Below are 25,040 nucleotides of genomic sequence, written 5' to 3' on the forward strand. Positions count from 1 at the left end.
GATCAAGAGACTTCGTCTCAGATGAAACCGTTCAGAATTTGCGGCTGTACTGCAGGCCAAAACCGTTCTGGCTCATGCCAATGGTGGTGGGCGCGGGGATGCTGCCCGTGACGGTGTTCTTGCGACCATGCCAGGCCGCAAAGCTCAGCTCCTCCTGACCGGACAGAGCGTAGGTACCGCCCAGCGTGATGTGCGACTTGATGACCCCCGGGGCGATGGTATTGAGGAACACATCGGCCGACTGGATCGGATTGGTACCCTGGTTGTAGCCTGCCCGCAGCGTCCACTGCGAGTTCATCTGCCACTGCACGCCGAGCTTGACCACTTTCACATCCTGCCAGCCAAAGCCCGGGCCATCGGGAGAGCCAAACCCGTTGGCGAAGTTCGCCAGACTGGGGTTGCCGATCGATGGGACGCCGCTGTAGTTGATGCGCGAATAGTCCATCGCGATCTGAACCGAGGGCGTGACCTGCACAGCCACGCCAACCGCCATGTTTTCGGGAATGTCGAAGTCACCCCCCTGGGCGAACAGGTTGGCATATTTGTCGAAGCGGCTCATGTTGATCTTGGGCGAGTAGGACGCACCGACGGTCACGCGGTCGCCAAGCTTGCCCATGTAGCCCAACCTCACGCCCAGACCCGTGCTGCTGTCTTTGCCCTGATTGGGTATGCCGAAGGCCTGCAGGCCGTAGGCTTCGAACTGCTGGTAAACCAGCAGCGGGGACAGGCCCAGCGAATGGTTGTCCGATACCTTGTAGGCGACAGTGGGTGCCACGATGAGCTGCATCAGGTTGACACCCAGGCGTCCGGTACCGCAGGTGGTCGGGCTGCTGCACAGGAAATTGGTATCACCCGGGAAGGTGGCCGGGTACTGTGTGTTCATGCCGCCGTTGCCGTACACGGTGATGCCAACACCCAGACGGTCCGACAGGTTGACGTTGTAGCCAAACTCGGGGATCAGGAACGCAGACTTGCCGCTTTCGATCTCCATCGGACCCATGGGCGTGCTCACTGTGGCGCTGCGCTTGGGCATGAAGATCTCGCCCCCGATGTCCCAGCGGTTTCCCACCCACGCCGATGACGCTGGGTTGTTGACGCCAGCGAATGCGTCGTGCGCGAGTGCGACGGCCGCGCCACCCATGCCCTTGGCCTTTAGCCCGAAGCCGTGCGGAAAGTACCCGTTGGTGGCGTGAACGGTCAGGCTTGCGGTGGCCAGGCCGAGTGTGGCTGCCGCACGCCAGGCGGTGCGTTGAAATTTCATGGTGTCTCCTCGTGTGTTGTTCTTGGATGGGGCCGGATCAGAACTGACCCTTGGAGCCGCGCTCCATCATTTCCCAGATGGTGTTGCGCACCGCCATGGCCTCTTCCTTGAGCGGAGAAGGCAGCTTGCGGCCCATCTTGACCATCATGTCCATGTTGAGCGTGTACATCCACAGGCTGCCGTCGTCGTGTTCAACGAGCGTGACCCGGCATGGCAGGTAGGCGGACATGTGGGGACTGAAGTTCACCATCTTGCGCGCGGTTTCCGGGCTGCAGAACGAGTAGACCGTCAGCAGCTTTTCCTTCTTTCCTGAGCGGGCTGCCAGTTCTTGCGACAGCGGCAGTGTGCCCACGTCGCGCATGTTGCGCTCAGTGGCAACGAACTTCAGGATCTCTTCCACTTCCTTGGCGCTCACGCCTTCCTTGACCTTGCGCTCCCAGGTGGTGGCGATCGCAATGTCGCCGTTGCCTTCGATCCAGCGGTCCCACATGCGCGAGGCTTCGGCGCCCGCCCCATCCTCCAGTTTTCCGATGGTGGACAAGGTGCCGCAGCCGGTCGTGAGCAGCAAGGTGGCGGTGAGCGCAAGGCCGGTGGCGAAGCGTTTGAAGATGTGCATGGGGTCTCCTCGTTTGAATGGTGGCTCGGTCGCCGTTTCACCGGTCGACGCCTCCCCAAGTTAACGATTGCAAAGCAAACGGGCATCGGTGACTACCCTAGGGGGTAGGGTACTTGTTGAGTTGCATGTGAGTGAAAAGACAACAAGTGATCGCCCGGCGCGGTTTTTTGGCAAACTCCACCCACCGTCCCAGCACAGGAAACACCATGGCAGCCTCACCCGCAAAAACCGCCGCCCGCGCCGCCGAGCCGGCTGAACCCAGCCCCGCCGCGACCTACCGCTCCGAGCATCAGCGCGATGTGGTCAACCGGCTCAAGCGCATTGAAGGACAGGTCCGAGGCCTGATCGACATGGTCGAGCAGGGTCGGCCTTGTGAGGACGTGGCGCAGCAGATGTCGGCCGCACGCAAGGCGATGGACAAGGCTTTCTACCGGATGATGGCCTGCTCGGTGATGGAGGCAGTGTCCAGCGGCGACTCCGAGGCCGAGACCTTCCGCGAAGTCGAGCGATCGGCGCGCATCCTCGAAAAATACGCATAAGGCTGAGGCCCCCACGCTCCGCCGCTGCGCGGGTCGCTGCCCCCCGAGGGGGCTGATCCGGCTTGGGGCGGCCCGGCGCCGTATCGCTGGGGCCCCCACACTCCGCCGCTGCGCGGGTCGCTGCCCCCCCGAGGGGGCTGATCCGACTTGGGGCGGCCCGGCGCCGTATCGCTGGAGCCCCCACACTCCGCCGCTGCGCGGGTCGCTGCCCCCCCGAGCGGGCTGATTCGACTTGGGGCGGCCCGGCGCCGTATCGCTGGGGCCCCCACACTCCGCCGCTGCGCGGGTCGCTGCCCCCCGAGGGGGCTGATCCGACTTGGGGCGGCCCGGCGCCGTATCGCTTATGCCCCCACACCCCGCCGCTGCGCGGGTCGACCATTTCTGGGGGCGCGCCGCGACCAGCGAATCAATTCTCGGCCCAGTTCGCATCAATGCCGCTGACAGCTCGGGCTAGCATGCGGGTCATCACTATCGGAGGCCCTATGGCACTGCAGCTCTACATTGGCAACAAAAATTACTCGTCCTGGTCGATGCGTCCCTGGGTACTGCTGAAGCAGGCTGGTATCGCGTTCGACGAGATCATGGTGAGGTTTGACTCGTTCGAGGCCCATTCGAGTTTCAAGCGAACGCTGCGCGGCATCAGCCCGGTCGGCAAGGTGCCGGTGCTGGTGCACGACGGTTTCGCCGTCTGGGACACACTGGCCATCGCCGAGTATCTGGCTGAGCGATTCCCAGAACACCAGCTCTGGCCAACCGACCTTCAGGCGCGCGCCCGCGCCCGCAGTGTTTGCGCGGAAATGCACAGCGGCTTTGGGGCCTTGCGCAGCCATTGCCCGATGAACATCGAGGCCAGCCTGCCCGACACCGGCCGGCTGATCTGGCGCGACCAGGCGGGTGTGCGGGCCGACATGGCTCGTCTGTGCGGCCTGTGGAGCGAATTGTTGTCGGTCCAGCCCGACAAAATGTCCGATGGCAGCGGCCCTCTGCTGTTCGGTCGCTTCAGCATTGCCGACGCCTTCTTCGCCCCGGTATGCATGCGGCTCAAGACCTACGCCCTGCCCTTGCCGGCGGACCTGGCGGCCTACGTCGAGCGCGTGGCGGCACTGCCGGGCGTGCAGGCCTGGATTCAGGACGCGCTCGCCGAACACGACTTCCTTGACTTCGAGGAGCCGTATCGCCTCGGTCGCTGAGGCTTTTCGCGCCTTGCCCACCAGCGCCTAAACTGGCGGTCATGGACATTTACCTGGTCGGCGGCGCGGTGCGCGATGCGTTGATGGCACCGGCTTCGGTGTCATCCGCCTGTGCGCATGTGGACCGCGACTGGGTCGTGGTGGGTGCCACGCCCCAGGCCATGCAGGATCTGGGCTACTTGCCTGTGGGGCGCGATTTCCCGGTGTTCCTGCACCCGGACACAAAAGAGGAATACGCGCTGGCGCGCACGGAGCGCAAGACTGCGCCGGGTTACCACGGCTTCGCCTTTCAAGCCGCACCGGGCGTGACCCTGGAAGAAGACCTGGCGCGCCGCGACCTCACCATCAACGCCATGGCGATTGCGGCAGGTGAGGCCCAGGATCCCGTACGCGCCAAGCTCATCGACCCGTTTGGTGGCCTGCGCGACCTGCAGGCTCGCGTGCTGCGCCATGTCACCGGCGCATTTGCCGAAGACCCGGTTCGCATCCTGCGCCTGGCGCGCTTCGCCGCGCGCTTTCCCGATTTCAGCGTCGCGCCAGAAACCGAGACCCTGATGCGCGACATGGTGGCCGCTGGCGAAGTCGACCACCTGGTGCCCGAGCGCGTGTGGCAGGAGCTGTCGCGCGGCCTGATGGAGCAACGTCCCAGCCGCATGTTCGCAGTGCTGCGGGCCTGTGGTGCCCTGGAGCGACTGCTGCCCGAAGTCGACCGCCTCTGGGGCGTGCCACAACGCGCCGAGTACCACCCCGAGGTCGATACCGGCGTTCACCTGATGATGGTGCTGGACATGAGCGCACGGCTGCAGGCCGAGTTGCCGGTCCGCTTTGCCTGCCTGTGCCACGACCTGGGCAAGGGCACGACACCGCCCGATCAGTTGCCGCGTCACATCGGCCACGAGGAGCGAAGCGCCCGCCTGCTCAAAGGCGTCTGCGAGCGCTGGCGCGTTCCACGCGAAAGCCGCGAGCTGGCCGACGTGGTGGCGCGCGAACACGGCAACATCCACCGCAGCGGCACGCTGGGTCCGGCTGCCCTGGTGCGGCTGCTGGAGCGCTGCGATGCACTTCGAAGACCCGAGCGTTTCCAGGATGCACTGGTGGCCTGCGAATGCGATGCCCGCGGCCGGCTGGGGCACAGCGACAGCGTCTATCCGCAACGTCCCCGCTTGCTGGCCGCCCTGGATGCGGCCCGATCGGTCGACACCCAGGCGGTGGTCAACGGCATGGCGCAGAGAGCGGGCGGTGCGGTGCCCCAGGGACCCGACATCGCGAAGGCCATTCACACTGCGCGGGTCGAGGCGCTGGCGCGGGTGTTCACATCCATTGCGCTGGGATAATGCAACATGGCCCATCTGCTGATAGTGGAAGACGACGATTTGCTGCGCGATGGGCTGGCCGCGCAGCTCACGCAGGCGGGGCACAGCACGGCCACCGCAGCGGATGGTGAAACAGCCCTGACGCGGGTGCTCAGCGAAACATTCAACGGGGTGGTGCTGGACCTCGGTTTGCCCAAGGTCGACGGCCTGACCGTGCTCAAGCAATTGCGCCAGAGCCTGCCCGCACTGCCGGTGCTCATCCTCACCGCGCGCGACAGTGTGGAAGACCGTGTGGCTGGCCTCAATGCAGGTGCCGACGACTACCTCACCAAGCCCTTCAACCGAGATGAACTGCTGGCGCGCCTGCAGGCCCTGTTGCGGCGTGCCAGCTTGGTAGCGCCGCAGGCGCCCACCCCGCCACGCGCCGGCAGCGACGAAACGGCTGCGGTGCGACTGGACCCAGAAGGCTGGCGCGCCTGGCTGGGACACGAAACCATCGATCTGACCCAGCGGGAATGGGTGTTGCTGGACCTGCTGGTGCGCCACACCGGCCAAGTGGTGAGCCGCGAAGCGGTGCTGGGCGCCTGGCAGCAGGAACCGGGCGAAACCGGCGGCCTGGCATCGAATGCGCTGGAGGTCTATGTGCACCGCTTGCGGCGCAAGCTCAGCGGCTCCAGCTTGAGCATCCGCAACATCCGGGGTCTGGGCTACCTGCTGGAGTCCACCGGCGCGCCATGACCGGCCTGTCGCGCCCTTCCCTGCGGCGCCAGCTGTTGCTCTGGCTGCTGCTGCCACAACTGGCCTTGTGGGCCGGTGGCGGGCTGCTGACCTACCGCATCGCCATGTCGTATGCGGAAAAGGGCATCGACCAGTCGCTCACCCAGTCGGTTCGGGCGCTGGCCCGGCAGGTCAAGCCCGTGGGTTCGGGACTGCTGATCGATTTCCCCAAAGCCGCCCAGGACGTGCTGGAGCAAGACCCCGCAGACCGGGTGAGCTACATGGTGTCCTCACCACCGGGGCAGTTTCTGCTGGGCAACCAGCGCCTGCCGCCACCGGAACAACCGCCCGAAGTGGGTGGCGCCCCGGTGCTGTACCGCGGCTTGCTGGATGGACGGCCCTTGCGCATCGCGGCACTCGACCTCTCCTACGGCGAGAGCAGCGCACCGCGAATGCTGCGCGTTCAGGTGGGCAAAGGCCTGTCGGTTCAACAGGCGATCGCGGGCGAGCTGGTGGCCGACCTGCTGGCGCCGCTGCTGTTGCTCGGCCTGGTGCTGAGTCTTCTGGTCTATGGCGGTATCCGGCGTGGGCTGGCGCCCCTGACGCGCCTGACCGCGCAGCTGGAGAACCGCTCGGTCAATGCGCTCTCGCCCATCGGCATGACACAGGCGCCCAGCGAGGTGCACGCCCTGGTGCAGGCCATCAATGGGCTGCTCGGTGAAGTGGTGCGCAACGTGGACCAGGAAAAGCGCTTCATCAACGACGCAGCTCACCAGCTGCGCACACCGCTGGCCGGTCTCATCAGCCAGGTGGAGCTGGCTCAGCGCGAAACCACCGATCCGGTGCTGGGTGCTCGGCTGGCGAAGGTGCTCTCGGGTGCGGACCGCAGCGCCCACCTGGTGCACCAGTTGCTCACCCTGGCACGCACCGAGACCACGGCGCGGCGGGAGCCGCTGGACCTGGCCGACCTGGCGCGGGAGGTGGCCCGAGAGTGGACGCCCAAGGCCATGGCAGCGGGGGTCGACCTGGGCTACGAAGGCGATGCGCACCGACCGATCCAGGGCGATGCCGTGCAGCTGCGCGAAGCCCTTGCCAACCTGATCGACAACGCCCTGCGCTACACGCCACGCGGCAGCTCGGTCACGCTGCGGGTGGATGCCGTGGGCGAGTCCAGTCGACTGATCGTGGAGGACAACGGACCTGGACTGAGCGACGACGAACTGGGCCATGTGTTCCAGCGCTTCTGGCGCGCCAGCGAACAGCCGGGGGGGTGTGGACTCGGGCTGGCCATCGTGCGCGAAATCTCACGGCGCCATGGCGGCGACGCCACCGTGAAAGCCTTGCAGCCCCATGGCCTGCAAGTGGTGCTGTCACTCAGCTGAGCGCCAGGCTCTCAGCCCAGGCGCTGGCCCGACGCCAGATCAAACCAGTTCGCGTGGCTGGCCTGGATCTCCAGGCCCACCTGATCGCCCGCAGTCACCCGAAGCTGTGGCGCCGCACGCACGCTGACATCGCCCGTCAGGGTCTTGATCACCAAATAGGTGTCGGCGCCCGTGGGTTCGACCACGCTGACGGTGCCGCGCCAGAGCGCGCTGTCAGCCAGCGCAATGTGCTCGGGGCGCAGGCCAAGCACCACCGCGCCGCCTGCGGCGGCGGGGCAAGGCAGTGACAGCTCGACACCGTTCATGGCAAATCCGGCGCCGCCAGCCACCGGATGGCCCTCGATCAGGTTCATGGTGGGCGAGCCGATGAAACCCGCCACATAGGTGTTGGCCGGGCGGTGGTAGATCTCGTCGGGTGTGCCCAGTTGCTGGAGCACGCCGCCCTTCATCACCGCGATGCGGCTGCCCAACGTCATGGCCTCGATCTGGTCGTGCGTCACATACACGCTGGTGATGCCGCTGGTCTGATGCAGCCGCTTGATCTCGGCGCGCATTTCCACGCGCAGCTTCGCGTCCAGGTTGGACAGGGGCTCGTCAAACAGGAACAGCTTGGGCTGGCGTGCCAGCGCACGCCCCATGGCCACGCGCTGGCGCTGCCCGCCCGAGAGCTGGCTGGGCCGTCGATCGAGCAGGTGCGTGATCTGCAGCATCTCTGCCACCTCGTTCACGCGGCGCTGGCGATCGGCCTTGGGCACTTTGCGCATTTCCAGCGCGAAGCCGATGTTGTCGGCCACGCTCATGGTGGGGTAGAGCGCATAGCTCTGGAACACCATGGCGATGTCGCGCTGCGCCGGCGGCACACCCACCACATCACGCGAGCCAATGCGGATCGCGCCTTCGGTGGGCTCTTCCAGCCCGGCAATGATGTTGAGCAGCGTGGATTTGCCGCAGCCCGACGGCCCGACCAGGATGAGGAACTCCCCGGGTTCAACCGCGATGTCGATCTTCTTCAACACCTCCACCGCCTTGTCGCCCTTGCCGAAGCATTTGCGAACGCCATGGATGTCGAGTCCCGCTGCTGTCATGGTCTGCTTTCTTATCCTTTGACGGCGCCGGCGGTGAGGCCGCGCACGAAGAAGCGGCCCGCCAGCACATAGACCGCCACCGTGGGCAAGGCTGCGATCAGCGCTGCCGCCATGTCCACGTTGTAGGCCTTGACGCTGCTGGTGGTGTTCGCCAGGTTGTTCAGGCCCACCGTGACCGGTTTGGAGTCGGCGCCGCTGAAGGCCACGCCAAACAGGAAATCGTTCCAGATCTGGGTGAACTGCCAGATCAGCGTGACCATGATGATGGGGGTGGACATGGGCAGGATGATGCGCAGGAAAATCTGCCAGAAGCCAGCGCCATCGAGTCGGGCCGCGTTGAGCAGTTCGCCCGGCACGGCCGCGTAGTAGTTGCGGAAGAAGAGCGTGGTGCTCGGCAGGCCAGCGAGGCAGTGCACCAGGATCAGGCCACCGATGGTGCTGGAGATGCCCAGCCAGCCCAGCACCTGGCTCATGGGCAGCAACACCACCTGGAAGGGCATGAACACGCCAAACAGCAGCAGTCCGAAAAAGGTCTCGCTGCCACGGAATTTCCACAGGCTGAGCACATAGCCGTTGAGCGCTCCCCAGGTGGTGGAAAGCAGCACCGCCGGCACCGCCATCCAGACCGAATTCCAGAAGAAGGGTTGCAGACCATTGCACTCCACCCCGGTGCACGCGCCGGACCAGGCCATGCTCCAGGCCGAGAAATCGAGACGGGCAGGCAGGCTGAGCAAATTGCCCGAGCGGATCTCTTCGGCGTCTTTCAAGGACGTGATCACCATCACGTACAGCGGCGCCAGAAAAAACGCGGCGCCCACCAGCAACGTGGTCATGAGCAACCAGCGCCCTGCGCGCCGGGAAAGCGGGCTACCGGTCATGGGGCTTGCTCCGCAGTTCGCTGTAAAGGTAGGGCACCACGATGGCGGCCACCGTGGCCAGCATGATGGTGGCGCTGGCGGCCCCCAGACCGATCTGGCCGCGGGTGAAGCTCATGGCATACATGAAGGTGGCGGGCACGTCGGTGGCATAACCCGGACCGCCCGAGGTCAGCGCCATCACCAGGTCGAAGCTCTTGATCGACAGATGGGCCAGCACCATGAGGGTGGAGAAGAACACCGGGCGCAGCGCCGGCAGCACGATGCGCCAGTAAATGCGGGGCAAGGATGCGCCATCGATCTGCGCCGCCTTGATGATGCTGTCGTCGATGCCGCGCAGACCAGCCAGAAACAGCGCCATCGCAAACCCGGCCGATTGCCACACGCCAGCGATCACCACGCAGTAGATCGCCATGTCCGACTGCACCAGCCAGTCAAAGGTGAACGAGGTCCAGCCGAAGTCCTGAACCAGTTTCTGAAGGCCTGCGCTGGGGTTGAGAATCCATTTCCAGGCCGTTCCCGTGACCACGAACGACAGCGCCATCGGGTAGAGGTAGACGGTGCGGATGAAGCCTTCGCCACGCACCTTCTGGTCGAGCAAAATCGCCAGAAAGATGCCCAGCGCCATCGATCCGCCCACGTACAGCACACCGAAGATCGCCAGGTTTTTCAGCGCCACATGCCAGCGATCCATCTGCCACAGCGCGCTGTACTGCGCCAGCCCGACCAGCTCGTAGTTGGGCAGCATGCGCGAGGCGGTCACCGACAGCAGCCCGTTCCAGACCATGAAGCCATAGATAAACGCCAGCCCGAGCACGAAGGCCGGGGCCAGCACCAGCCTGGGCAGCAACTTGTCGAAGGTTTGGGTCATGGTCGGTCCGCCTGCAGATCGACCCCGCACCGGGCTGGATCTGCAGGTTAGTGGCAGTTTTGCAGTGCCTTACTTGACGCCAGCAGCCTGAGCAATTCGCTTTTGCGCATCGGCGACGCTTTGCTTGTCGTCGTTCCAGAACTGGGTCACCGCATCCTGGATCGCGCCTTGCTTGGCCGGCTCGATCGCCATGCCGTGGGCGATCGACGGCACCAGCCCACCAGACTTCGCGGTCTCGACAAAGTCGGTCGCCGACAGCTTGGCGCAATCATCGAACTTCGACATGTCGTGACCCAGACGCACGGGAATGGAACCCTTGTTCTGGTTGAACACTTCCTGGAACTGGTCACTCAGGATGGCCGAGGCCAGGGCAGCCTGGCCCTTCTGAGCCGCCTCGTCCTTCAGCTTGAACATGATGAACGAGTCCACGTTGAAGGTGTAGGCGTTGGCCGTGCCTGGCGCTGCCGCGCACAGGAAACCTTCGCCCGGCTTCTGGCCTGCTGCCGTGAATTCGCCCTTGGCCCAGTCGCCCATGAACTGGAAGCCGGCCTTGCCACCAATCACCATGGCGGTGGTCATGTTCCAGTCGCGTCCGGTCGAGGCCGCGTCGGTGTAACCCTTGAGCTTGCGGAAGGTGTTGAGCGATTGGGTCATGGTGGGGCTGGCAAGAGCGGCCCCATCGAGCTCGACCAGTGCCTTGCGGTAGAAGTCCGGTCCGCCAACGCCAAGCACGACCGACTCGAACAGGGTGAAGTCCTGCCAGTTCTGTCCACCGTGGGCCAGCGCCACGTTGCCCGACTTCTTGATCTTGTCAGCGGCAGCGAAGAACTCGTCCCAGGTCCTGGGCATACCGGTCACGCCGGCCTGCTTCAGCACCTCGGGGTTGCCCCACATCCAGTTGACGCGGTGAACGTTCACCGGCGCCGCCACGTAGCTGCCCTGGTACTTCATCACGTCGGCCACCACCTTGGGCAGCAACTCGTCCCATTTCTCGGCCTGGGCCACGCCGTCGATGCTGGCCAGCATGCCTTCGTTGGCCCATTCCTGAATCGCGGGACCCTTCACCTGGGCTGCGGTGGGCGGATTGCCCGACACCGCCCGGCTCTTGAGCACCGTCATGGCGTTGTCACCGCCGCCACCGGCCACCGCAAAGTCCTTCCACTCATAGCCCTTGGCCTCCAGCATGGCTTTGAGCTCGGCCGCCGACTTGGCCTCGCCGCCCGAGGTCCAGTAGTGCAGCACCTCGATCGCGGTCTTGGCCGGGGCTGGCGCTGCCGCAGGGGCTGCTGCGGTGGGGGCTGCTGCGGGAGCCGCCTCCTCTTTTTTGCCGCAAGCGGTGGCCAGCAAAGCAGCCACCAGGGCTGCACCAAGGGTGAGGGGGAATTTCATGCTTGTCTCCGTCGTTGGCCAGGGGCCTGAATGTTGGGCAAAGTGCCTGCTCGCACTTCGTTGTTCATTTTTCATTAATTAATTAACACGCACATGGGTAAAAACCCTTGTGAAGCGCTGCGCACCCTGCGCCTTGCGCGGAGTTTTGTGCAGCGCGTGCCCGGTTCCCTGAACCACCAACCCAGCACAACGCCCGCCACCCAGCGGCGCCGGCGCCGGCCTGGAAACGCCTGCTGACTGGCCCGGACAGACACTGCACACAGATGCGGCGGGCAGAGTCTGCTAGGGTTGGTTCTGATGAGCCTGCTTTCCAACCTGCTGACCACCCGCTCAGCCCTGTTCCTCGATTTCGACGGCACCTTGACCGACATCGCACCGCGGCCAGGCGATGTGGTGATGCATGGCGACCTACCCAAGTTGCTCGGTCATTGGTATCGGCGCCTGGGAGGAGCGATGGCGCTGGTCACCGGCCGGGCCCAGGCCGACATCGACCCGCTGCTGCTGCCTCTGGGCCTGACCCTGCCGGTGGCCTACGAACATGGGGCGGTGCGGCGCAGCGCCGACCAGACGCTGGTCATGGCCGATCCACCGCCGCTGGACCGCGCACTGGCCGCGGCCCAGGCCATGGCCAGCCGACACACCGGACTCCTGGTCGAACACAAGCGCGCGTCGGTGGCGTTGCACTACCGCCTGGCCCCCGCGCTGGCGCCGGACTGTGTGGCGGCCATGACCGAGGCAGTCGACGATGACCCCAGCCTGCAGCTGCTGCACGGCAAGGCGGTGATCGAGGTGAAGTCGGCGCGGGTGGGCAAGGGCTGGGCCATCGAGGCCTTCATGGCTGAACCGCCCTTTCTGGGCCGCGTCCCGGTGTTTGTGGGCGACGATGTCACCGACGAACCCGGATTTGTCGCCGTGCAGCGCCTGGGCGGCGACGGCATCAAGGTGGGCCCGGGCGAAAGCGCAGCCGCTCACCGCATCGACAACCCCGACGACCTGCGCCACTGGCTGCAGCAATCCCTGTCAACGCTCTGACCGACATGCCCGATACCCCTGCCCAGACCACCCAAGAAGCCTCGGGTTTCGGCACGCCTGCCGCCCCATCACTTTCGCTGGGTGTGGTGGGCAATTGCGCGTTCAATGCGCTCATCGATCCGCTGGGGCGCGTGGTCTGGAGCTGCCTGCCTCGCTTCGACGGCGACCCGGTGTTTCACGCCCTGCTCGGCGGAGAAGATGGCGCTGGCGCCTTCGCCTTCGAGATCGAGAACCTGGCCAGCAGCAAACAGCACTACGAACCCAACACCGCCGTGCTGCGCACCGAGCTCTGGGACCGCCACGGCCAGGGTCTGCTGATCACCGATTTCGCGCCTCGCTTTCCTTCCCGGGGGCGCTTCTTCCGCCCCACCATGCTGGTGCGGCGGGTGCGGCCCCTAAAAGGCACGCCGCGCATGCGCGTGAGCCTGAAGCCGCGCTTCAACTGGGGCACCACCCAGCCATCGGTCACCTCGGGCAGCAACCACATCCGCTATGTTGGCGATCAGCAGACGCTGCGCCTGCAGACCGATGCGTCGGTTTCGCATGTGCTGCTTCAGCAGCCTTTCCTGCTCACGCGAGAACTCAACTTTCTGCTCGGTCCGGATGAAACCCTGGAGGGCGGCGTGAGTGACACCGCGCGCCATTTCGAGCAGGAAACCGTGGCCTACTGGCGCGCCTGGACGCAGCGCCTGGCCCTGCCCCTGGAGTGGCAGGATGCGGTGATCCGCGCTGCGATCACGCTCAAGCTCTCGGTGTTCGAAGACACCGGCGCCATCATCGCCGCCATGACCACCAGCATTCCCGAAGCGCCCCACACCCAGCGCAACTGGGACTACCGCTACTGCTGGTTGCGCGACGCTTTCTTTGTGGTCCGAGCGCTCAACAGCCTGGCCGAGGTCGGCACCATGGAGCAGTACCTGGACTGGCTCACCAATGCAGTGGCCGGCTCCAGCAGTGACCACGTGCAGCCCCTGTTCGGCATTGGCCTCGAACGCGATTTGCCCGAGCGCATTTGCGAAGGCCTGCCAGGCTACCGAGGCATGGGCCCGGTTCGGGTGGGAAACCAGGCCCAGGAGCATTTTCAGCACGACGTCTACGGCAACATCGTGCTCGCCGCTGCGCAAGCCTTTCACGACCGGCGCATGCTCCAGCCAGCCGGTCTGCCGGAGTTCCAGAGGCTGGAGAAGGCGGGCGACAAAGCCGTGCGCATTTTCGACCAGCCCGACGCCGGCATGTGGGAGCTGCGCACCCGTTCGCGGGTGCACACGTCTTCTGCCCTGATGTGCTGGGCCGCCTGTGACCGGCTGGCCAAGATCGCGCTCACACTGCAGCAAGCCGATCGCGCGCAGCATTGGCAACAGCACGCCCAGACGATGCGCGAGCGCATCCTGCGCGAGTCGTGGAGCGAGGAGCGCCAGGCCTTCGCCGAAAGCTTCGGCGGCCGCGACCTGGATGCCAGCGTGCTGCTGATGGCCGAGGTGGGTTTCATCGATCCGCTCGACCCGCGTTTCATCGCCACCCTGGACGCGCTGGAAAAACACCTGTGCGATGGCCCCTACATGCGCCGCTACGAGGCTGCCGACGACTTCGGCAAGCCCGAGACCGCGTTCAACATCTGCACCTTCTGGCGCATCGACGCGCTGGCGCGCACCGGACGTGTGGACGAAGCGCGCGCCATTTTCGAGACCATGCTCAAGGCACGCAATCCGCTGGGTATGCTGTCAGAAGATACCCACGCCGTCACCGGCGAGATGTGGGGCAATTACCCGCAGACCTACTCCATGGTTGGCATCATCAACGCGGCGGTTCGACTGTCAGCAGCCTGGGACACGGTGATCTGATGGGACGCCTTGTGGTGGTTTCCAACCGGGTGGCCGACCCACGCAAGCCCGCATCGGGCGGCCTGGCGGTGGCCGTGGGTCAGGCGCTGGAGGCCTCGGGTGGCCTGTGGTTTGGCTGGAGCGGCAAGGTGGTGGACAACGGCACGCCCGGCGAAGGCGATCTGCACCTGCACCAGGCAGGCAAGGTGCAACTGGCCACCGTGGATCTCAGCCGCGACGATCACCACAGCTACTACCTGGGCTACAGCAATGGCGTGCTCTGGCCGGTGTTTCACTACCGCGTCGACCTGGCGGATTTTGACGCCGGCTTCATCGGTGGCTACCGGCGGGTGAACCAGATGCTGGCGCAGAAACTCGCGTCCCTGCTGCGCCCAGACGACATCCTCTGGGTGCACGACTACCACCTGATCCCCATGGCAGCCGCCTTACGCGCCATGGGTTGCCAGCAACGCATCGGGTTTTTCCTGCACATCCCGCTGCCCCCGCCGCTGATTCTGGCCACCATTCCGCACCACGAGTGGCTGGTGCGCTCGCTCTTCGCTTACGACCTGGTGGGCTTTCAGACCAAGGCGGATGTGGCGCATTTCTCCAGCTACGTGGGCACCGAAATTTCGGCCGATGTGCTGGGAGAACATGAGTTCCGAGCCTACGGCAAGACCCTGCAGGTGCAGGCGTTTCCCATCGGCATCGATGTGGATGAGCTCGCTGCGCTGGCAGCGGGGCCGGAGTCGCAGGCCATGGAGGAGCAGATGCGCACCGAGTACTCACGCCGCCGCGTGCTGCTGGGGGTGGAGCGCATGGACTACTCCAAAGGTCTGCCGCAACGCTTCAAGGCCTTTCGCCTGCTGCTGCAGAACTATCCGGAGAACCTGGGCCGCGCCACCTTGATCCAGATTGCCGCACCGAGCCGCGAGGCGGTGGATGCCTACGCCACGCTGCGCCAGGAGCTCGAGAGCCTGAGCGGCGCCATCAACAGCGAGTTTGGACAGCTGGACTGGATGCCCATGCGCTCCATCCACCGCAACGTGGCACGCAAGCGCCTGCCCGGCCTGTACCGCGCGGCAGCGGTGGCGCTGGTGACCCCGCTGCGCGACGGGATGAACCTGGTGGCGAAAGAGTTTGTGGCCGCGCAAGATCCGGAGGACCCGGGCGTGCTGGTGCTGTCCCGTTTTGCGGGTGCAGCCGAACAGATGCACGAGGCCCTGCTCGTCAATCCCTATGACACGGCGCAGACGGCAGAGACCATCCAGCTGGCCCTGCAGATGCCACTGGCCGAGCGCCAGCGCCGCCATCAGGCGCTGTTGAGGGGCGTACGGGAAGAAGACGTGCACTGGTGGCGCCAGCAGTTTCTGCACGCCCTGGCCGCCACGCAACCCTGAACCTAGGGCCACAAAGCTGCTGGATCAGCCCGGCGAATCCAACGATCGCGCCGCACCCAGCAAGGCCGGCGACTGCGCCGAGGTGATCACCCAGACCGGGATGTTGGCCAGATAGGACTTGAACCGACCCTTCGCCTCGAAGCGCTCACGAAACGGCGAGGAGTCAAACCAGGCGCCCAGCCGTGGCACGATGCCACCCCCGATGTACACACCGCCGTGCGCACCCAGGGTGAGCGCGAGGTTGCCCGCCACCGTGCCGAAGACGGCGCAGAACATGGTGAGCGCTTCAACAGCCTGCGGGTGGTGTGCCTTGAGCGCCGCCTCGGTCACTTCGGCCGCGCTGTGGACAGCCCCCGGCCCGACGCCATCGGCCTGACACAGCAGACCAAAGGTATCGAGCAAACCTTGGCCACACACCAGCCGCTCGGCGGAAGCGTGTCCGTAGCGCTGAGCCAGACCGTCCATCACCACACGCTCGCGCGCTGTGATCGCCGGCATGGTCACATGACCGCCCTCCCCCGCGAGTGGCATCCAGCCCGCCTCGCCCACCGGCAACAGTCCCGAAACGCCCAGCCCGGTGCCCGCACCGACCAGCCCGATCGGCGCGCGCGGCGCCGGTGACTGGCCACCGACCTGGCGCAGCTGGTTGGCCGGGAGACCGGGCAAGGCCAGCGCCAGTGCGGTGAAATCGTTGAGGAGCCGAAAGGTGGTGAAGCCGAACTCCGCCTTCACCGCTGACTGGGAAAAAGACCAGGCCGCATTGGTCATGTGCACCTGGTCGCCCGTGATGGGGTTGGCAATGGCGATCGCCACCGCGCTCGGCACGCCACGGCCGAGTCCGTCCAGGTAGTGGCGCATGGCATCCTGCAGGCGCGCATGCTCAGCAACCTGCAAAACCTGGATGTCGCTGATCGGCTCGCCTGGCCCTGCCTGCCAGCCGAAACGGGCATTGGTGCCGCCGACGTCGGCGATCAGGCGGTGGCGGTCAGATGTTGAAGATGACATATCGTGAAAACCAAAAAGCAGATCAGTGCTGCGCCGTTGCTTACGGCTCGAACGAGCCGGGATTATGCTGAACACGTAATTCAGTTACAAGCCGTTCGAGGCCAAGGCATGCTCGCCATGGGTTCGGCCTTTGAAGCGTTTCAAGCAGCGTATTTGACGAACTCCAGCCATTGGTTTCAGCTGGGCCTGCACCATCTGGCATCCGTGGTTGTCGGGCTCTGGCGCGTGTACTGCCGCGCAACCAGTCGTTGCACGCTCTTGGTCTGCCGCAACTGAAGCAGGCAGAACTGCTGGCGCTGCTGGAACTCCAGAAGGCTACCTTCGTTGCTGTAGCCCGAGCCCCTGCGCACCAGCGCCGCGCGACGTTCGCCGAGGTCGTCCAGCAGCTTGCCTGTGGCGCCTTGGCATGCACGTTGCTGTGCTGGTTGCTCCAACTCAGCTGCGCGTCCACCAACGGACACAGGTTGGCCACCACAGGGATATGAAACACATGGCTAGGCTGCATGGGCTTGCTCTGGTTGTTGCCTTGGCAATGCAACGGGCCGCGAGGTGGTCTTTTCGACTCCATTCCAGTCACTCTTGTGAAAGCGATTTCACATCATAGTGACTTGAACCCAGCGAAACAGCCGTCAAGCAGCAAAGTGAGCCCTTTCTTTCCGGGCAAACCCGCGGGCAGGAAAACCCTATGACATTCTGAAAGCGCTTTCACTATCATCTGATTCTTGCTTTGGTTAACTCAAATGCCTTACCGCCTGATCGCTCACCTGTTGATGACCTGTTGGTCGCTGTGCGGCAAATCGCTGCAGGCACAACAGCGCGTGAAAGCGGGCAATGCGCGGCGGTGGCTGCCACCTCAAGGTGGCGAACCCGGTGCTTCGCCGCCCCCCCGCCGCGAAGTCCGTGGGTTGCAATTGTCCGTCCCCACCAACCAGCGGTTATCGGGTCGGGTTCTCGGCCCGACTGCGCAGCCGCTAGATGCGCAACCGCTGGCCGGACGCGCAGTCGTCGATGGCTTCCGCAAATTGCTGCCGCTCAAGCAGGTTAGGGCCGACGGGCGCAGGGACAATCAAATCCTGTGCTCCCAACGTGTAGCCCTCACGGCGCGGTTCAGCGACAGCCTCACCCTCAGAGCTCCGGCAGGCCGACGGGCCTACCGGGCTTTGTGACCTCGATCAAGGAGAGGCCGGACCACCGCCCCAGAAGCCTGCTTTCAGTCAAATTTGAAATCGCTTTCAGATATCCAACCACCTGGAGAGACAACATGAAACTTCAACCCGTACCGTTTCGCATGACCCTCGCTGCCCTGGCGTCTGCCGCCATGCTCGCAGCCTGTGGCGGCGGTGATGCATCACCACCACTCGATATCATTGCGCCTTCGCTGGCCATCTCTGACAACGTCAGCGCCACCAACGCCACGGGGCCTGTCACCTTCACCTTCACCTTCAGCGAAGCCGTGGCCGACTTCGACGCCTCGGACATTGTGGTCAACGGGGGCACGGCTGGCGCGTTCACCCTGGGCGCGACAAACCGATCGGCAACGCTCGTCGTGACCCCAGGCGCCAGCACCACCGGCATACTCGCAGTGAGCGTGGCAGCCGGCCGGTTCACCGACCTTGCAGGGAACGCCAGCACAGCTGCAGCCAGTGCCAACCAGGCGTTTGACACCAGGACCGTCACCCCGCCGCCACCGCCTCCCACCGCAAACCTGGTGGCCAACGGCAACTTTGAAAACGGATCCACAGGCTGGATTGGCAATGCTGTCGATGTCCGCACCGAGGGAGGCAACAGCTTCAACTTTGCGAACGTGACCGCGGTAGGAAACCCGTTTGATGTCAACATCTCGTATCCCTTGTCCATCCCCACCCAAGGTGTTAGCTACCGTTTGACCTTCACGGCCTCATCGGACCGGAACAGGACGATGCTTGCTGGAATCGGTCTTAACGAAGGCCCCTTCACCAACGCATCCGTGAGCGTCGACCTGACCACGACCCCTCAGACCTTTGTGAGGGAGCTGACGGCCAACTTCGCCAGTGCCAACAGCCGCGTGCTCTTCGACATGGGCGCTGCGATCGGCACCGTCGTGATCGACGATGTCATTCTGGAAGTCATTACAACCACGCCTCCTCCGCCTCCGCCGCCTCCCGCCATGAACCTGGTGGCCAACGGCAACTTTGAAAACGGATCCACAGGCTGGATTGGCAACGCTGTCGATGTCCGCACCGAGGGAGGCAACAGCTTCAACTTTGCGAACGTGACCGCGGTAGGAAACCCGTTTGATGTCAACATCTCGTATCCCTTGTCCATCCCCACCCAAGGTGTTAGCTACCGTTTGACCTTCACGGCCTCATCGGACCGGAACAGGACGATGCTTGCTGGAATCGGTCTTAACGAAGGCCCCTTCACCAACGCATCCGTGAGCGTCGACCTGACCACGACCCCTCAGACCTTTGTGAGGGAGCTGACGGCCAACTTCGCCAGTGCCAACAGCCGCGTGCTCTTCGACATGGGCGCTGCGATCGGCACCGTCGTGATCGACGATGTCATTCTGGAAGTCATTACAACCACGCCTCCTCCGCCGTCTGGGCCGACCACCGCCGCGCCGGCCCCGACCGCGCGCGCGGCTGGTGATGTGCGATCCATTTTCAGTGATAGCTTCACCAACTTGACCAACGTCGACTTCAACCCGGACTTTGGCCCGAACGCGCGCATTGAAGACGCCTTGATTGCGGGCAACAACACCAAGTACATGGACATACTCGCGAATGAGTTGTTTGTCGGCATTTCATTCACGTCAGCCAAGTTCGACGCCAGCACTTTCACGCACTTCGCAATGGATTATTGGGTGGCTGACCCAGTGCCGGCTGGCCAGATCTTGGACATCAAGCTGTCCAACCACGACGGCGTGGACCAGGAAACCAGCGCTATCCAGTTCACGGTGGCTCCCGTCACGGGCGGTTCATGGCAGAGGCTCAACATTCCTCTGAGCACTTTCGGGCCAGCCAGTAACCCAGCCAATTTGAACAGGAACGCCATTGCCCAAGTGGTCATCACCGCAGCCAGAGCGGCCCCCACTCCGCCGGTCCGCATTTACTTCGACAACATGCACTTCTACCGCGCGAACTGAAAAGGCTAGCCCAAGGGTTGCCGACCGGGTTGCAACAACTCGGTCGGCCCAGCGGGTTCGTTGTATGCAAAGAGGGGCCTTGCGCCCCTCTTTTTTCGTTTTCGGCCCAATCTGTCAACCCATATGCGGGGCGGTTATGCCCTGCGGGAACACCACAGGTGGTCATCGCCCGCGCCCCACATTGGGGGATTAGCCGTCTTGTAGAGCCATGCTCACAGGGGTCTCACCACCGGCCAGCGCGCAACGGGTCTGCGGCGCAGGTGGCTGAGGGTGAGTGCGTGAGTGCATGTGGGCACCGCGTTCAAGACAAGCCGGCGCGACCGTCATCCCAATCAAGGGGGCGGTCGCGACGTCGGTGCAGTCGTTGGGAGGGGCCTGGGGACTCGTGAGTGCTTAGGAGCGGGGGGTTCCACCGAAAGAGCGCGACGGGAGCTGAGGGCTGCGACTGCCCATGTCCACACGGCAAATTAACGAGTTGCGCGGGCCCAGGGACTGGGCCTCTTTTTTATGTCCGCTGGTACACCCGCACGTACTCGACTTCCATCACCGCCGGCAGCGCGGCGGCGTCCACTGCCCCGCCCAGGTCACCGCCAATGGCGAGATTCAGGATCATGAACTGCGGTGCGTCGAACGGCCACTGGGATCGGTCGCCGTTCCTGGGGTTGCGGAACTCGAAGTAGTTGGTGCCGTTGACACCGATGGTGATGCGATCGGCGTCCCAGCTCATCTGGTAGTTGTTGAAACTGGTGCAGGCATTGGGCAGCGGCGTGGCCGCACCTCTGGCCACGCCCAGCGTACCGCCACTCCAGTTGTAGGCGCGGGTGTGCAAGGTTCCCAGCACTTCGCGCTTGTCCGCGGCCGAGGTACCCTTCTGCTCCATGATGTCGATCTCGCCGTCGTCTGGCCAGCGGCCACCGGTGCCGAGCATCCAGATGGCGGGCCAGGTACCCAGTCCGCAAGGCAGCTTGGCACGGACCTCGTAGTACCCATAGGTCCAGCTCGCCAGTCCACGCGTGATCAGACGCGCCGAGGTGTAGTTCTGGCCACCAAAATCCGAGGCACTGCTCAGGCGCTCCTGCCGCGCCGTGATCAGGAGGCGTCCGTTTTCCACCCGGGCGTTCTCTGGGCGATTGGCGGCGTAGTACTGCAGTTCGTTGTTGTACCAGCCGAGCCTGTTGCGCTCGGTGTCATAGGCCCACTTGCGGACATCGGGCAGGCCGCTGGTCTCAAACTCGTCGCTCCACACCAGGCGCATGCCCGTCGCCCCTGACGGCAGCGGCGGGGTGACTGCACCGCCACCCGAAGACACCGGCGGCGGCGTCAGCGGATCACCGGCACCAGCCACCGTGGAATCGGCTCCGCCGCCGCCGCATCCCACCAACAGCAGGGGTAAACAGAAGAGCAACCCCTTCATCGGAGCACGCCCAGCGTGCGGGGCATCACCTTCAGGGTCTTGCCATCAGAGAACTTCACGTCGATGGGGGTGCTGCCGGCGTTGTAGGCCAGGTGGGTGGTGCCCCCGTCAGGACGCTTGAACACGCTGTAGAGCGGTGTGTTGGCCGTCACCCCGAAATGTGGTGTGCCCATCTCTTTGAGGCTCAACATGAAGTGCAACGCATGCGTGCGCGAGTCCCCTGCGTTGACCGATCCCCATCGATCCCAGGTCTTCAGAGCCTCATCAGGATCGACCAGGGCGAGGTACTTGGAGAAGATGTCGTGCCAAATGTCCCTGGGCGGCGGGTTCCTCGGCCGCTTGCCATGCTCTTCATATACCTTCATTTCGGCCTGCAGCGCATCGAGGTTCTTTCTGACGAACTTCGGGTCGGTGGCCAGATACAGGTGGGCGGTCGTGATGGGCAACAGGTTGATGCCCGTGATCTGCCGAGGCTCATCGGTCCACCAGGTGTTGTGCATGTATTGACCACCAAACACGAGGCTGACGTCGGCATTTTTGTACTCGGGCGCGAACACCAGCCCGTGGATATTGAACCAATAGTGGTTGATCGCCTGGATCTCGGTGGTGCGAAGGAAGATGCCGAGGTCGCGCAGCGCCTTGTCGCCCGTGATTTCACCCCAGAGAATCAGACTCGACCAGGCGTTGATGGCCTCAGACGACGATTCGTTGTTGTTGCCGAACTCCCCCACACCGATGCCATTGGCCCAGGAGTGCCCTTCGTAGGCGTCGTAGGTGCGCAGGAAGGGCGCTTCAGCCTTTCCACGCTCGGTGGTGGCAATGTCCGAAATCAGCAACTCAATCATTCCGCCCCACTGGTCTTTGGCAATCCAGGACGGATCGCGCAATGCAATCTCGGCCGCTGTGCGGATCCAGTAGCCGTACCAGAAATGCCGGTCGTTGAGTTCGGTCACGGCAAAGAACTCGTCCGGATAGATGGCCGTGTTGCCGATCGATTTGTTTACGTGCACATAGTTCTTGCTGCCGCTGCCATCTAGCCACTCTTCGGCACGCTTCTTCACCATCGCCAGCAACCGATCGCGCCCTGCGAGATCGCCCTGCTGCTCGAAGACGTCGGCCAATTTCATTGTGCGCTGCAGTCCCAGGCCCTGCCAGTAGGCGCTTTGGCCGACCTGCAGCATCTCGCGCCGAGCATCGCGCAGGTCGCGTGACATCACCTCTTGCAGTTCTGACTGGCGCGGCGAGTCCTTGATGCCGGGCCAGTACGGCACAAATCCGTTGTGGGTGTACGTGGTCTTGAACTGTGGTGCAGCGAGCAAACGCAGTTGGCCGCGCACGGTGTCGAAGGCTGGACCCAGCTTGCCTTCGACCGAGGCGTTTTGGAACCAGTGGTGCGGGTACAGACCCAACAGAGGTCCGTTGTCGGGCCCTTCCATGGCCTTGGTGGCGGCCTTGAATGTGGTCTCGACCGTGCTCGCGGCTTCGTCGTAGCGCCATTCCACCCTGGTCTGCTGTACGAAGGCATAGGCATGCCGGGTGAACAGCGCCAGTGTTTCAGCCTTGTCGTCAGGAAGTGCAGCGGCGGACAAATAGCCCTTGCCTTCGGGCAGGCGAGCGTTCCATTCCGTGGCCGACACCTGCTCCCATCGCACCCCTGTGGGTGCGAACATGGCATAGGTTTTTCCGCCGACCTTCAGCGCGAGCACACGCGCATCCGATCCGGTATGCAGGCGCTCGCCCGCCACTGGCAGACGCAAGCGCACATCGCCTCGGCTGACCAGAATCGGAACAATCGGGCTGCCGCGGACGACCGTCACCCGCATGTCATCTGCACCGCGAGCCATCGTGATGTCAATCGACCAGTCGTCGGCCTTGGCCAGTTTAGCGGCTCCGGGTTCGAACGCCAGCGGCGAAATCACCAGCGGATCTTTGTGCGGGTAGCGAATTTCGACGTCGCGTCGCCACGTAGGCACCACCTCTTTGACTGGCAGCGCGAACTCCAGCCCCGCAGGCGTCGTCTTCACGGTGATCGGTTGCACGAAGATCGCTTCGGGCTTGGCCGCAAACAGCAGCGTGGAGTACCACTGGTTGGTTTGAGCGGCGGTCTTCAACAGCGCATCGGTGCGCCCGGGTGCTGCAGGCAAGGGTTTGTCGCTGCCCTTGGGCGCCAGAAAGTAGGTGCCGGCACCGAGTTTGACCGGCTGCGCGAGGGCTGCGCCGTTGCCAGCAAAAGCCAACACCAAAGCACATTGGCAAACGTGGAGAAATCTCATGTCAGCGTCCTTTGATTCATTCGAAAACGGCCATCGAGAAATCATAGTGAAAGCGCTTTCATATTGCACGCTGAGGATTTCCCCTAATGGTTTACCCCCGCCGAAAGAGATGAAGAGTCGTCAGAGGTAAAACCACTCTGAGCGCAAGGTTTGAGACTGAGACAGGGACGGCTGACATCCCCCTGCCGCGCGACAGCACCTCATAAGGGGGCTGCGGGTGTTATTTGAATGGCTCATGGCCACTTGCTTGGCGTGCGCAACGTGACGCAACGCTCGAACGGTTCAGCGCTAGGGTAAATACGGGTGCCGCTGTTTCAGCGTGTAAATATCATGGTGAAAGCGCTTTCAAATTTACCGAGACAAACACCGCCATGAGCCAAGCCAACGCCTCGCCTGATCTGCGACCTGGAATACGAAGCGCACGCCTTCGCGAAACGCCGCGCTGGGTGCGATATGGCACCGCCCTGCTCGCACTGGCGGCCTCGATGCCCGCGCAGGCGATCGAATTTGGTCCCGACGGCATGTTCAGCATCAATGGCTTTGGTGAGGCCACGGCGACGGTGGGCAACAACCAGTGCCCGGACGAGGGCTGCCAGCTCAGTCCGGAGACCGATCGCCAACGCATCTGGGCCGACGCGGTCGTGCCCGGCCGCAAGCTCTCCACCGAAGTCACCGGCTTCACGCAGTTCCAGCTGTGGCTGGGCGCCAAGTACGACCTGGGCGGCGGCTTCCGACTCAAGGGCACGCTGAGCCAGAACTGGCGCGACTTCAGCATCGACACGCCGGGTTTCGTGCGCGAACGCAACGTGGCGCTCAGCCACGAGGATTACGGCACGCTCACAGTGGGCGAAACGGTCTCGCGCACCTGGCAGTTCGCCGACTTTCCGTTCGGCTCCAACCTGGGCCTGTCGTCCGCATGGGCCGGCACAGGCGCTGGCTACCGCAACCTGCGACGCGCCATTCGCTACACATCGCGTGTGCTGGACGTGGCGGAAGGCGACATGGTGCTGGAGGCGACCTACGACCGCGGCTCCGATGACTTCAAGATCAACAAGCCCCGATTCTTCGAACTGTGGACCCACTACGGCAAGGGCGATCTGTCGGTCGACGCCATGTACCAGGACACACGCAACGGCTCCCCGTCAGCGTTTGGTGCGGCCGGCTTTTATGCGCCCTTCTACGACCCGGCGGGCGACAGCCGGCTCGGCGGCTCCGGCCAGAGCGTGGCGCTGCTGCAGGCCATCTACCAGTACAGCCCGAAGATCGAACTGTCCGGTGCGGTGCGGCGCAACAAATGGAGTGGCGCTTACGCGGTGGTCGCGCTCGACGGGCCACCCGCCCAGTTCAATTTTCCGTTCAACGTCAACTGGGGCGGCACGCTCAATGGGGTTGCGAACCCGGGCTATCCGGCCCGCTCGACCGACTTCGCCCTGGGTGCCCGCTACCGAATGGACAAGTGGACCTTCTCGACCGGCCTGGTCTACATCGGCAAGGCCAGCACCAGCAACCCCAGCGAGCGCGGCCAGAGCAATTCGGCATTGGTCAACACCATTGGTGCAACCTACAACTACGGCAACGGCTGGGAAGCCTCGGCATTCGCCGGCATGGTGCACTACCGCCTGAAAGGTCTGTCGCCTCTCGGTATGCCGTCAAACGCCACCATCAACGCCGTCGACTCGCGCGTCACCAAGGCCGGCAACTGGTTCGGCGTTGGCATCAAGTACAACTTCTGAG

The 25,040-nt window shown here is 64.1% G+C and carries 20 protein-coding genes; 11 read left to right on the top strand and 9 right to left on the bottom strand.

Annotation, left to right across the window (positions count from 1 at the left end; translation table 11 throughout):
- Positions 1-31 precede the first annotated feature (31 nt).
- Together QUV25_RS14675 and QUV25_RS14680 are read right to left on the bottom strand one after the other, a co-directional pair.
- Positions 32-1,261 carry an outer membrane protein transport protein gene (locus tag QUV25_RS14675; RefSeq protein WP_300865021.1) on the bottom strand — a complete coding sequence of 410 codons (1,230 nt, stop codon included), beginning with the start codon at positions 1,259-1,261 and terminating at the stop codon, positions 32-34.
- A 37-nt stretch (positions 1,262-1,298) separates the two neighbouring features.
- Positions 1,299-1,877, bottom strand: a complete 579-nt coding sequence (locus QUV25_RS14680) for a DUF302 domain-containing protein (protein WP_300865022.1) — start codon at positions 1,875-1,877, stop codon at positions 1,299-1,301.
- A gap of 206 nt (positions 1,878-2,083) precedes the next feature.
- Between QUV25_RS14680 and QUV25_RS14685 the strand changes: the two genes are divergently transcribed.
- The 5 genes from QUV25_RS14685 to QUV25_RS14705 all read left to right on the top strand — a co-directional run bounded on the left by QUV25_RS14685 (position 2,084) and on the right by QUV25_RS14705 (position 7,018).
- The gene (locus tag QUV25_RS14685; protein WP_300865024.1) at positions 2,084-2,416 is read left to right on the top strand and encodes a metal-sensitive transcriptional regulator; all 333 of its coding nucleotides are present in this window, start codon (positions 2,084-2,086) and stop codon (positions 2,414-2,416) included.
- 482 nt (positions 2,417-2,898) lie between these two features.
- Positions 2,899-3,606: a glutathione S-transferase family protein gene (locus QUV25_RS14690; RefSeq protein WP_300865026.1), complete on the top strand. Its 708-nt coding sequence runs from the start codon at positions 2,899-2,901 to the stop codon at positions 3,604-3,606.
- A 41-nt stretch (positions 3,607-3,647) separates the two neighbouring features.
- Positions 3,648-4,940: a multifunctional CCA addition/repair protein gene (locus tag QUV25_RS14695; RefSeq protein WP_300865028.1), complete on the top strand. Its 1,293-nt coding sequence runs from the start codon at positions 3,648-3,650 to the stop codon at positions 4,938-4,940.
- A gap of 6 nt (positions 4,941-4,946) precedes the next feature.
- Complete coding sequence (locus QUV25_RS14700; RefSeq protein WP_300865029.1) at positions 4,947-5,657, top strand: response regulator transcription factor; 711 nt, start codon at positions 4,947-4,949, stop codon at positions 5,655-5,657.
- Entirely contained in the window at positions 5,654-7,018 is a 1,365-nt protein-coding gene (locus QUV25_RS14705; protein ID WP_300865030.1) for a sensor histidine kinase, read from the top strand. Before QUV25_RS14700 ends, QUV25_RS14705 begins: the two co-directional genes overlap by 4 nt.
- Before the next feature lie 11 nt (positions 7,019-7,029).
- Here QUV25_RS14705 and QUV25_RS14710 read toward each other — a convergent pair whose 3' ends face one another.
- The 4 genes from QUV25_RS14710 to QUV25_RS14725 all read right to left on the bottom strand — a co-directional run bounded on the left by QUV25_RS14710 (position 7,030) and on the right by QUV25_RS14725 (position 11,238).
- Complete coding sequence (locus tag QUV25_RS14710) at positions 7,030-8,103, bottom strand: ABC transporter ATP-binding protein (RefSeq protein ID WP_300865032.1); 1,074 nt, start codon at positions 8,101-8,103, stop codon at positions 7,030-7,032.
- Between the two features lie 11 nt (positions 8,104-8,114).
- Positions 8,115-8,936 (bottom strand): carbohydrate ABC transporter permease, encoded by an 822-nt coding sequence (locus QUV25_RS14715; protein ID WP_300865244.1) that lies wholly within the window; start codon positions 8,934-8,936, stop codon positions 8,115-8,117.
- Positions 8,937-8,970: 34 nt separating this feature from the next.
- Positions 8,971-9,849, bottom strand: a complete 879-nt coding sequence (locus tag QUV25_RS14720; protein WP_300865034.1) for a carbohydrate ABC transporter permease — start codon at positions 9,847-9,849, stop codon at positions 8,971-8,973.
- A 69-nt stretch (positions 9,850-9,918) separates the two neighbouring features.
- On the bottom strand, positions 9,919-11,238 hold the full coding sequence (locus QUV25_RS14725) for an ABC transporter substrate-binding protein (protein WP_300865035.1): 1,320 nt from the start codon (positions 11,236-11,238) through the stop codon (positions 9,919-9,921).
- 297 nt (positions 11,239-11,535) lie between these two features.
- Here QUV25_RS14725 and otsB point away from each other — a divergent pair, with 297 nt between their 5' ends.
- From otsB to otsA, 3 genes are read left to right on the top strand one after another with little or no spacing between them, the layout of a single operon-like run.
- Positions 11,536-12,270: a trehalose-phosphatase gene (gene otsB / locus QUV25_RS14730; protein WP_300865037.1), complete on the top strand. Its 735-nt coding sequence runs from the start codon at positions 11,536-11,538 to the stop codon at positions 12,268-12,270.
- A 5-nt stretch (positions 12,271-12,275) separates the two neighbouring features.
- Entirely contained in the window at positions 12,276-14,111 is a 1,836-nt protein-coding gene (locus tag QUV25_RS14735) for a glycoside hydrolase family 15 protein (RefSeq protein ID WP_300865039.1), read from the top strand.
- Positions 14,111-15,490 (top strand): alpha,alpha-trehalose-phosphate synthase (UDP-forming), encoded by a 1,380-nt coding sequence (gene otsA, locus QUV25_RS14740; protein ID WP_300865041.1) that lies wholly within the window; start codon positions 14,111-14,113, stop codon positions 15,488-15,490. Before QUV25_RS14735 ends, otsA begins: the two co-directional genes overlap by 1 nt.
- A 24-nt stretch (positions 15,491-15,514) precedes the next feature.
- Here otsA and glk read toward each other — a convergent pair whose 3' ends face one another.
- Positions 15,515-16,495, bottom strand: a complete 981-nt coding sequence (gene glk / locus QUV25_RS14745; protein WP_300865042.1) for a glucokinase — start codon at positions 16,493-16,495, stop codon at positions 15,515-15,517.
- 3 nt (positions 16,496-16,498) lie between these two features.
- Here glk and QUV25_RS14750 point away from each other — a divergent pair, with 3 nt between their 5' ends.
- Together QUV25_RS14750 and QUV25_RS14755 are read left to right on the top strand one after the other, a co-directional pair.
- Positions 16,499-16,771 (top strand): hypothetical protein, encoded by a 273-nt coding sequence (locus QUV25_RS14750; RefSeq protein ID WP_300865043.1) that lies wholly within the window; start codon positions 16,499-16,501, stop codon positions 16,769-16,771.
- Positions 16,772-17,756: 985 nt separating this feature from the next.
- On the top strand, positions 17,757-19,619 hold the full coding sequence (locus QUV25_RS14755; RefSeq protein ID WP_300865044.1) for an Ig-like domain-containing protein: 1,863 nt from the start codon (positions 17,757-17,759) through the stop codon (positions 19,617-19,619).
- A gap of 505 nt (positions 19,620-20,124) precedes the next feature.
- Here the strand turns inward: QUV25_RS14755 and QUV25_RS14760 are convergent.
- Complete coding sequence (locus QUV25_RS14760; protein WP_300865045.1) at positions 20,125-21,033, bottom strand: glycoside hydrolase family 16 protein; 909 nt, start codon at positions 21,031-21,033, stop codon at positions 20,125-20,127.
- Positions 21,030-23,306, bottom strand: a complete 2,277-nt coding sequence (locus QUV25_RS14765; RefSeq protein WP_300865047.1) for a glycosyl hydrolase — start codon at positions 23,304-23,306, stop codon at positions 21,030-21,032. The genes QUV25_RS14760 and QUV25_RS14765 overlap by 4 nt, the downstream gene beginning before the upstream one ends.
- Positions 23,307-23,677: 371 nt before the next feature.
- On the opposite strand from QUV25_RS14765, the gene QUV25_RS14770 reads away from it, so the two are divergent.
- Positions 23,678-25,039, top strand: coding sequence for a hypothetical protein (locus QUV25_RS14770; RefSeq protein WP_300865049.1), 1,362 nt, complete (start codon positions 23,678-23,680; stop codon positions 25,037-25,039).
- Position 25,040: the final 1 nt, after the last annotated feature.

This window comes from Hydrogenophaga sp. (assembly GCF_030373245.1).
Lineage (GTDB): Bacteria > Pseudomonadota > Gammaproteobacteria > Burkholderiales > Burkholderiaceae_C > Hydrogenophaga.

Bases quoted from the DNA above. Each gene is read 5' to 3' on its own strand.
- QUV25_RS14675 (WP_300865021.1), bottom strand. From the start codon at position 1,261: ATGAAATTTCAACGCACCGCCTGGCGTGCGGCAGCCACACTCGGCCTG.
- QUV25_RS14680 (WP_300865022.1), bottom strand. From the start codon at position 1,877: ATGCACATCTTCAAACGCTTCGCCACCGGCCTTGCGCTCACCGCCACC.
- QUV25_RS14685 (WP_300865024.1), top strand. From the start codon at position 2,084: ATGGCAGCCTCACCCGCAAAAACCGCCGCCCGCGCCGCCGAGCCGGCT.
- QUV25_RS14690 (WP_300865026.1), top strand. From the start codon at position 2,899: ATGGCACTGCAGCTCTACATTGGCAACAAAAATTACTCGTCCTGGTCG.
- QUV25_RS14695 (WP_300865028.1), top strand. From the start codon at position 3,648: ATGGACATTTACCTGGTCGGCGGCGCGGTGCGCGATGCGTTGATGGCA.
- QUV25_RS14700 (WP_300865029.1), top strand. From the start codon at position 4,947: ATGGCCCATCTGCTGATAGTGGAAGACGACGATTTGCTGCGCGATGGG.
- QUV25_RS14705 (WP_300865030.1), top strand. From the start codon at position 5,654: ATGACCGGCCTGTCGCGCCCTTCCCTGCGGCGCCAGCTGTTGCTCTGG.
- QUV25_RS14710 (WP_300865032.1), bottom strand. From the start codon at position 8,103: ATGACAGCAGCGGGACTCGACATCCATGGCGTTCGCAAATGCTTCGGC.
- QUV25_RS14715 (WP_300865244.1), bottom strand. From the start codon at position 8,936: ATGACCACGTTGCTGGTGGGCGCCGCGTTTTTTCTGGCGCCGCTGTAC.
- QUV25_RS14720 (WP_300865034.1), bottom strand. From the start codon at position 9,849: ATGACCCAAACCTTCGACAAGTTGCTGCCCAGGCTGGTGCTGGCCCCG.
- QUV25_RS14725 (WP_300865035.1), bottom strand. From the start codon at position 11,238: ATGAAATTCCCCCTCACCCTTGGTGCAGCCCTGGTGGCTGCTTTGCTG.
- otsB (WP_300865037.1), top strand. From the start codon at position 11,536: ATGAGCCTGCTTTCCAACCTGCTGACCACCCGCTCAGCCCTGTTCCTC.
- QUV25_RS14735 (WP_300865039.1), top strand. From the start codon at position 12,276: ATGCCCGATACCCCTGCCCAGACCACCCAAGAAGCCTCGGGTTTCGGC.
- otsA (WP_300865041.1), top strand. From the start codon at position 14,111: ATGGGACGCCTTGTGGTGGTTTCCAACCGGGTGGCCGACCCACGCAAG.
- glk (WP_300865042.1), bottom strand. From the start codon at position 16,495: ATGTCATCTTCAACATCTGACCGCCACCGCCTGATCGCCGACGTCGGC.
- QUV25_RS14755 (WP_300865044.1), top strand. From the start codon at position 17,757: ATGAAACTTCAACCCGTACCGTTTCGCATGACCCTCGCTGCCCTGGCG.
- QUV25_RS14760 (WP_300865045.1), bottom strand. From the start codon at position 21,033: ATGAAGGGGTTGCTCTTCTGTTTACCCCTGCTGTTGGTGGGATGCGGC.
- QUV25_RS14765 (WP_300865047.1), bottom strand. From the start codon at position 23,306: ATGAGATTTCTCCACGTTTGCCAATGTGCTTTGGTGTTGGCTTTTGCT.
- QUV25_RS14770 (WP_300865049.1), top strand. From the start codon at position 23,678: ATGAGCCAAGCCAACGCCTCGCCTGATCTGCGACCTGGAATACGAAGC.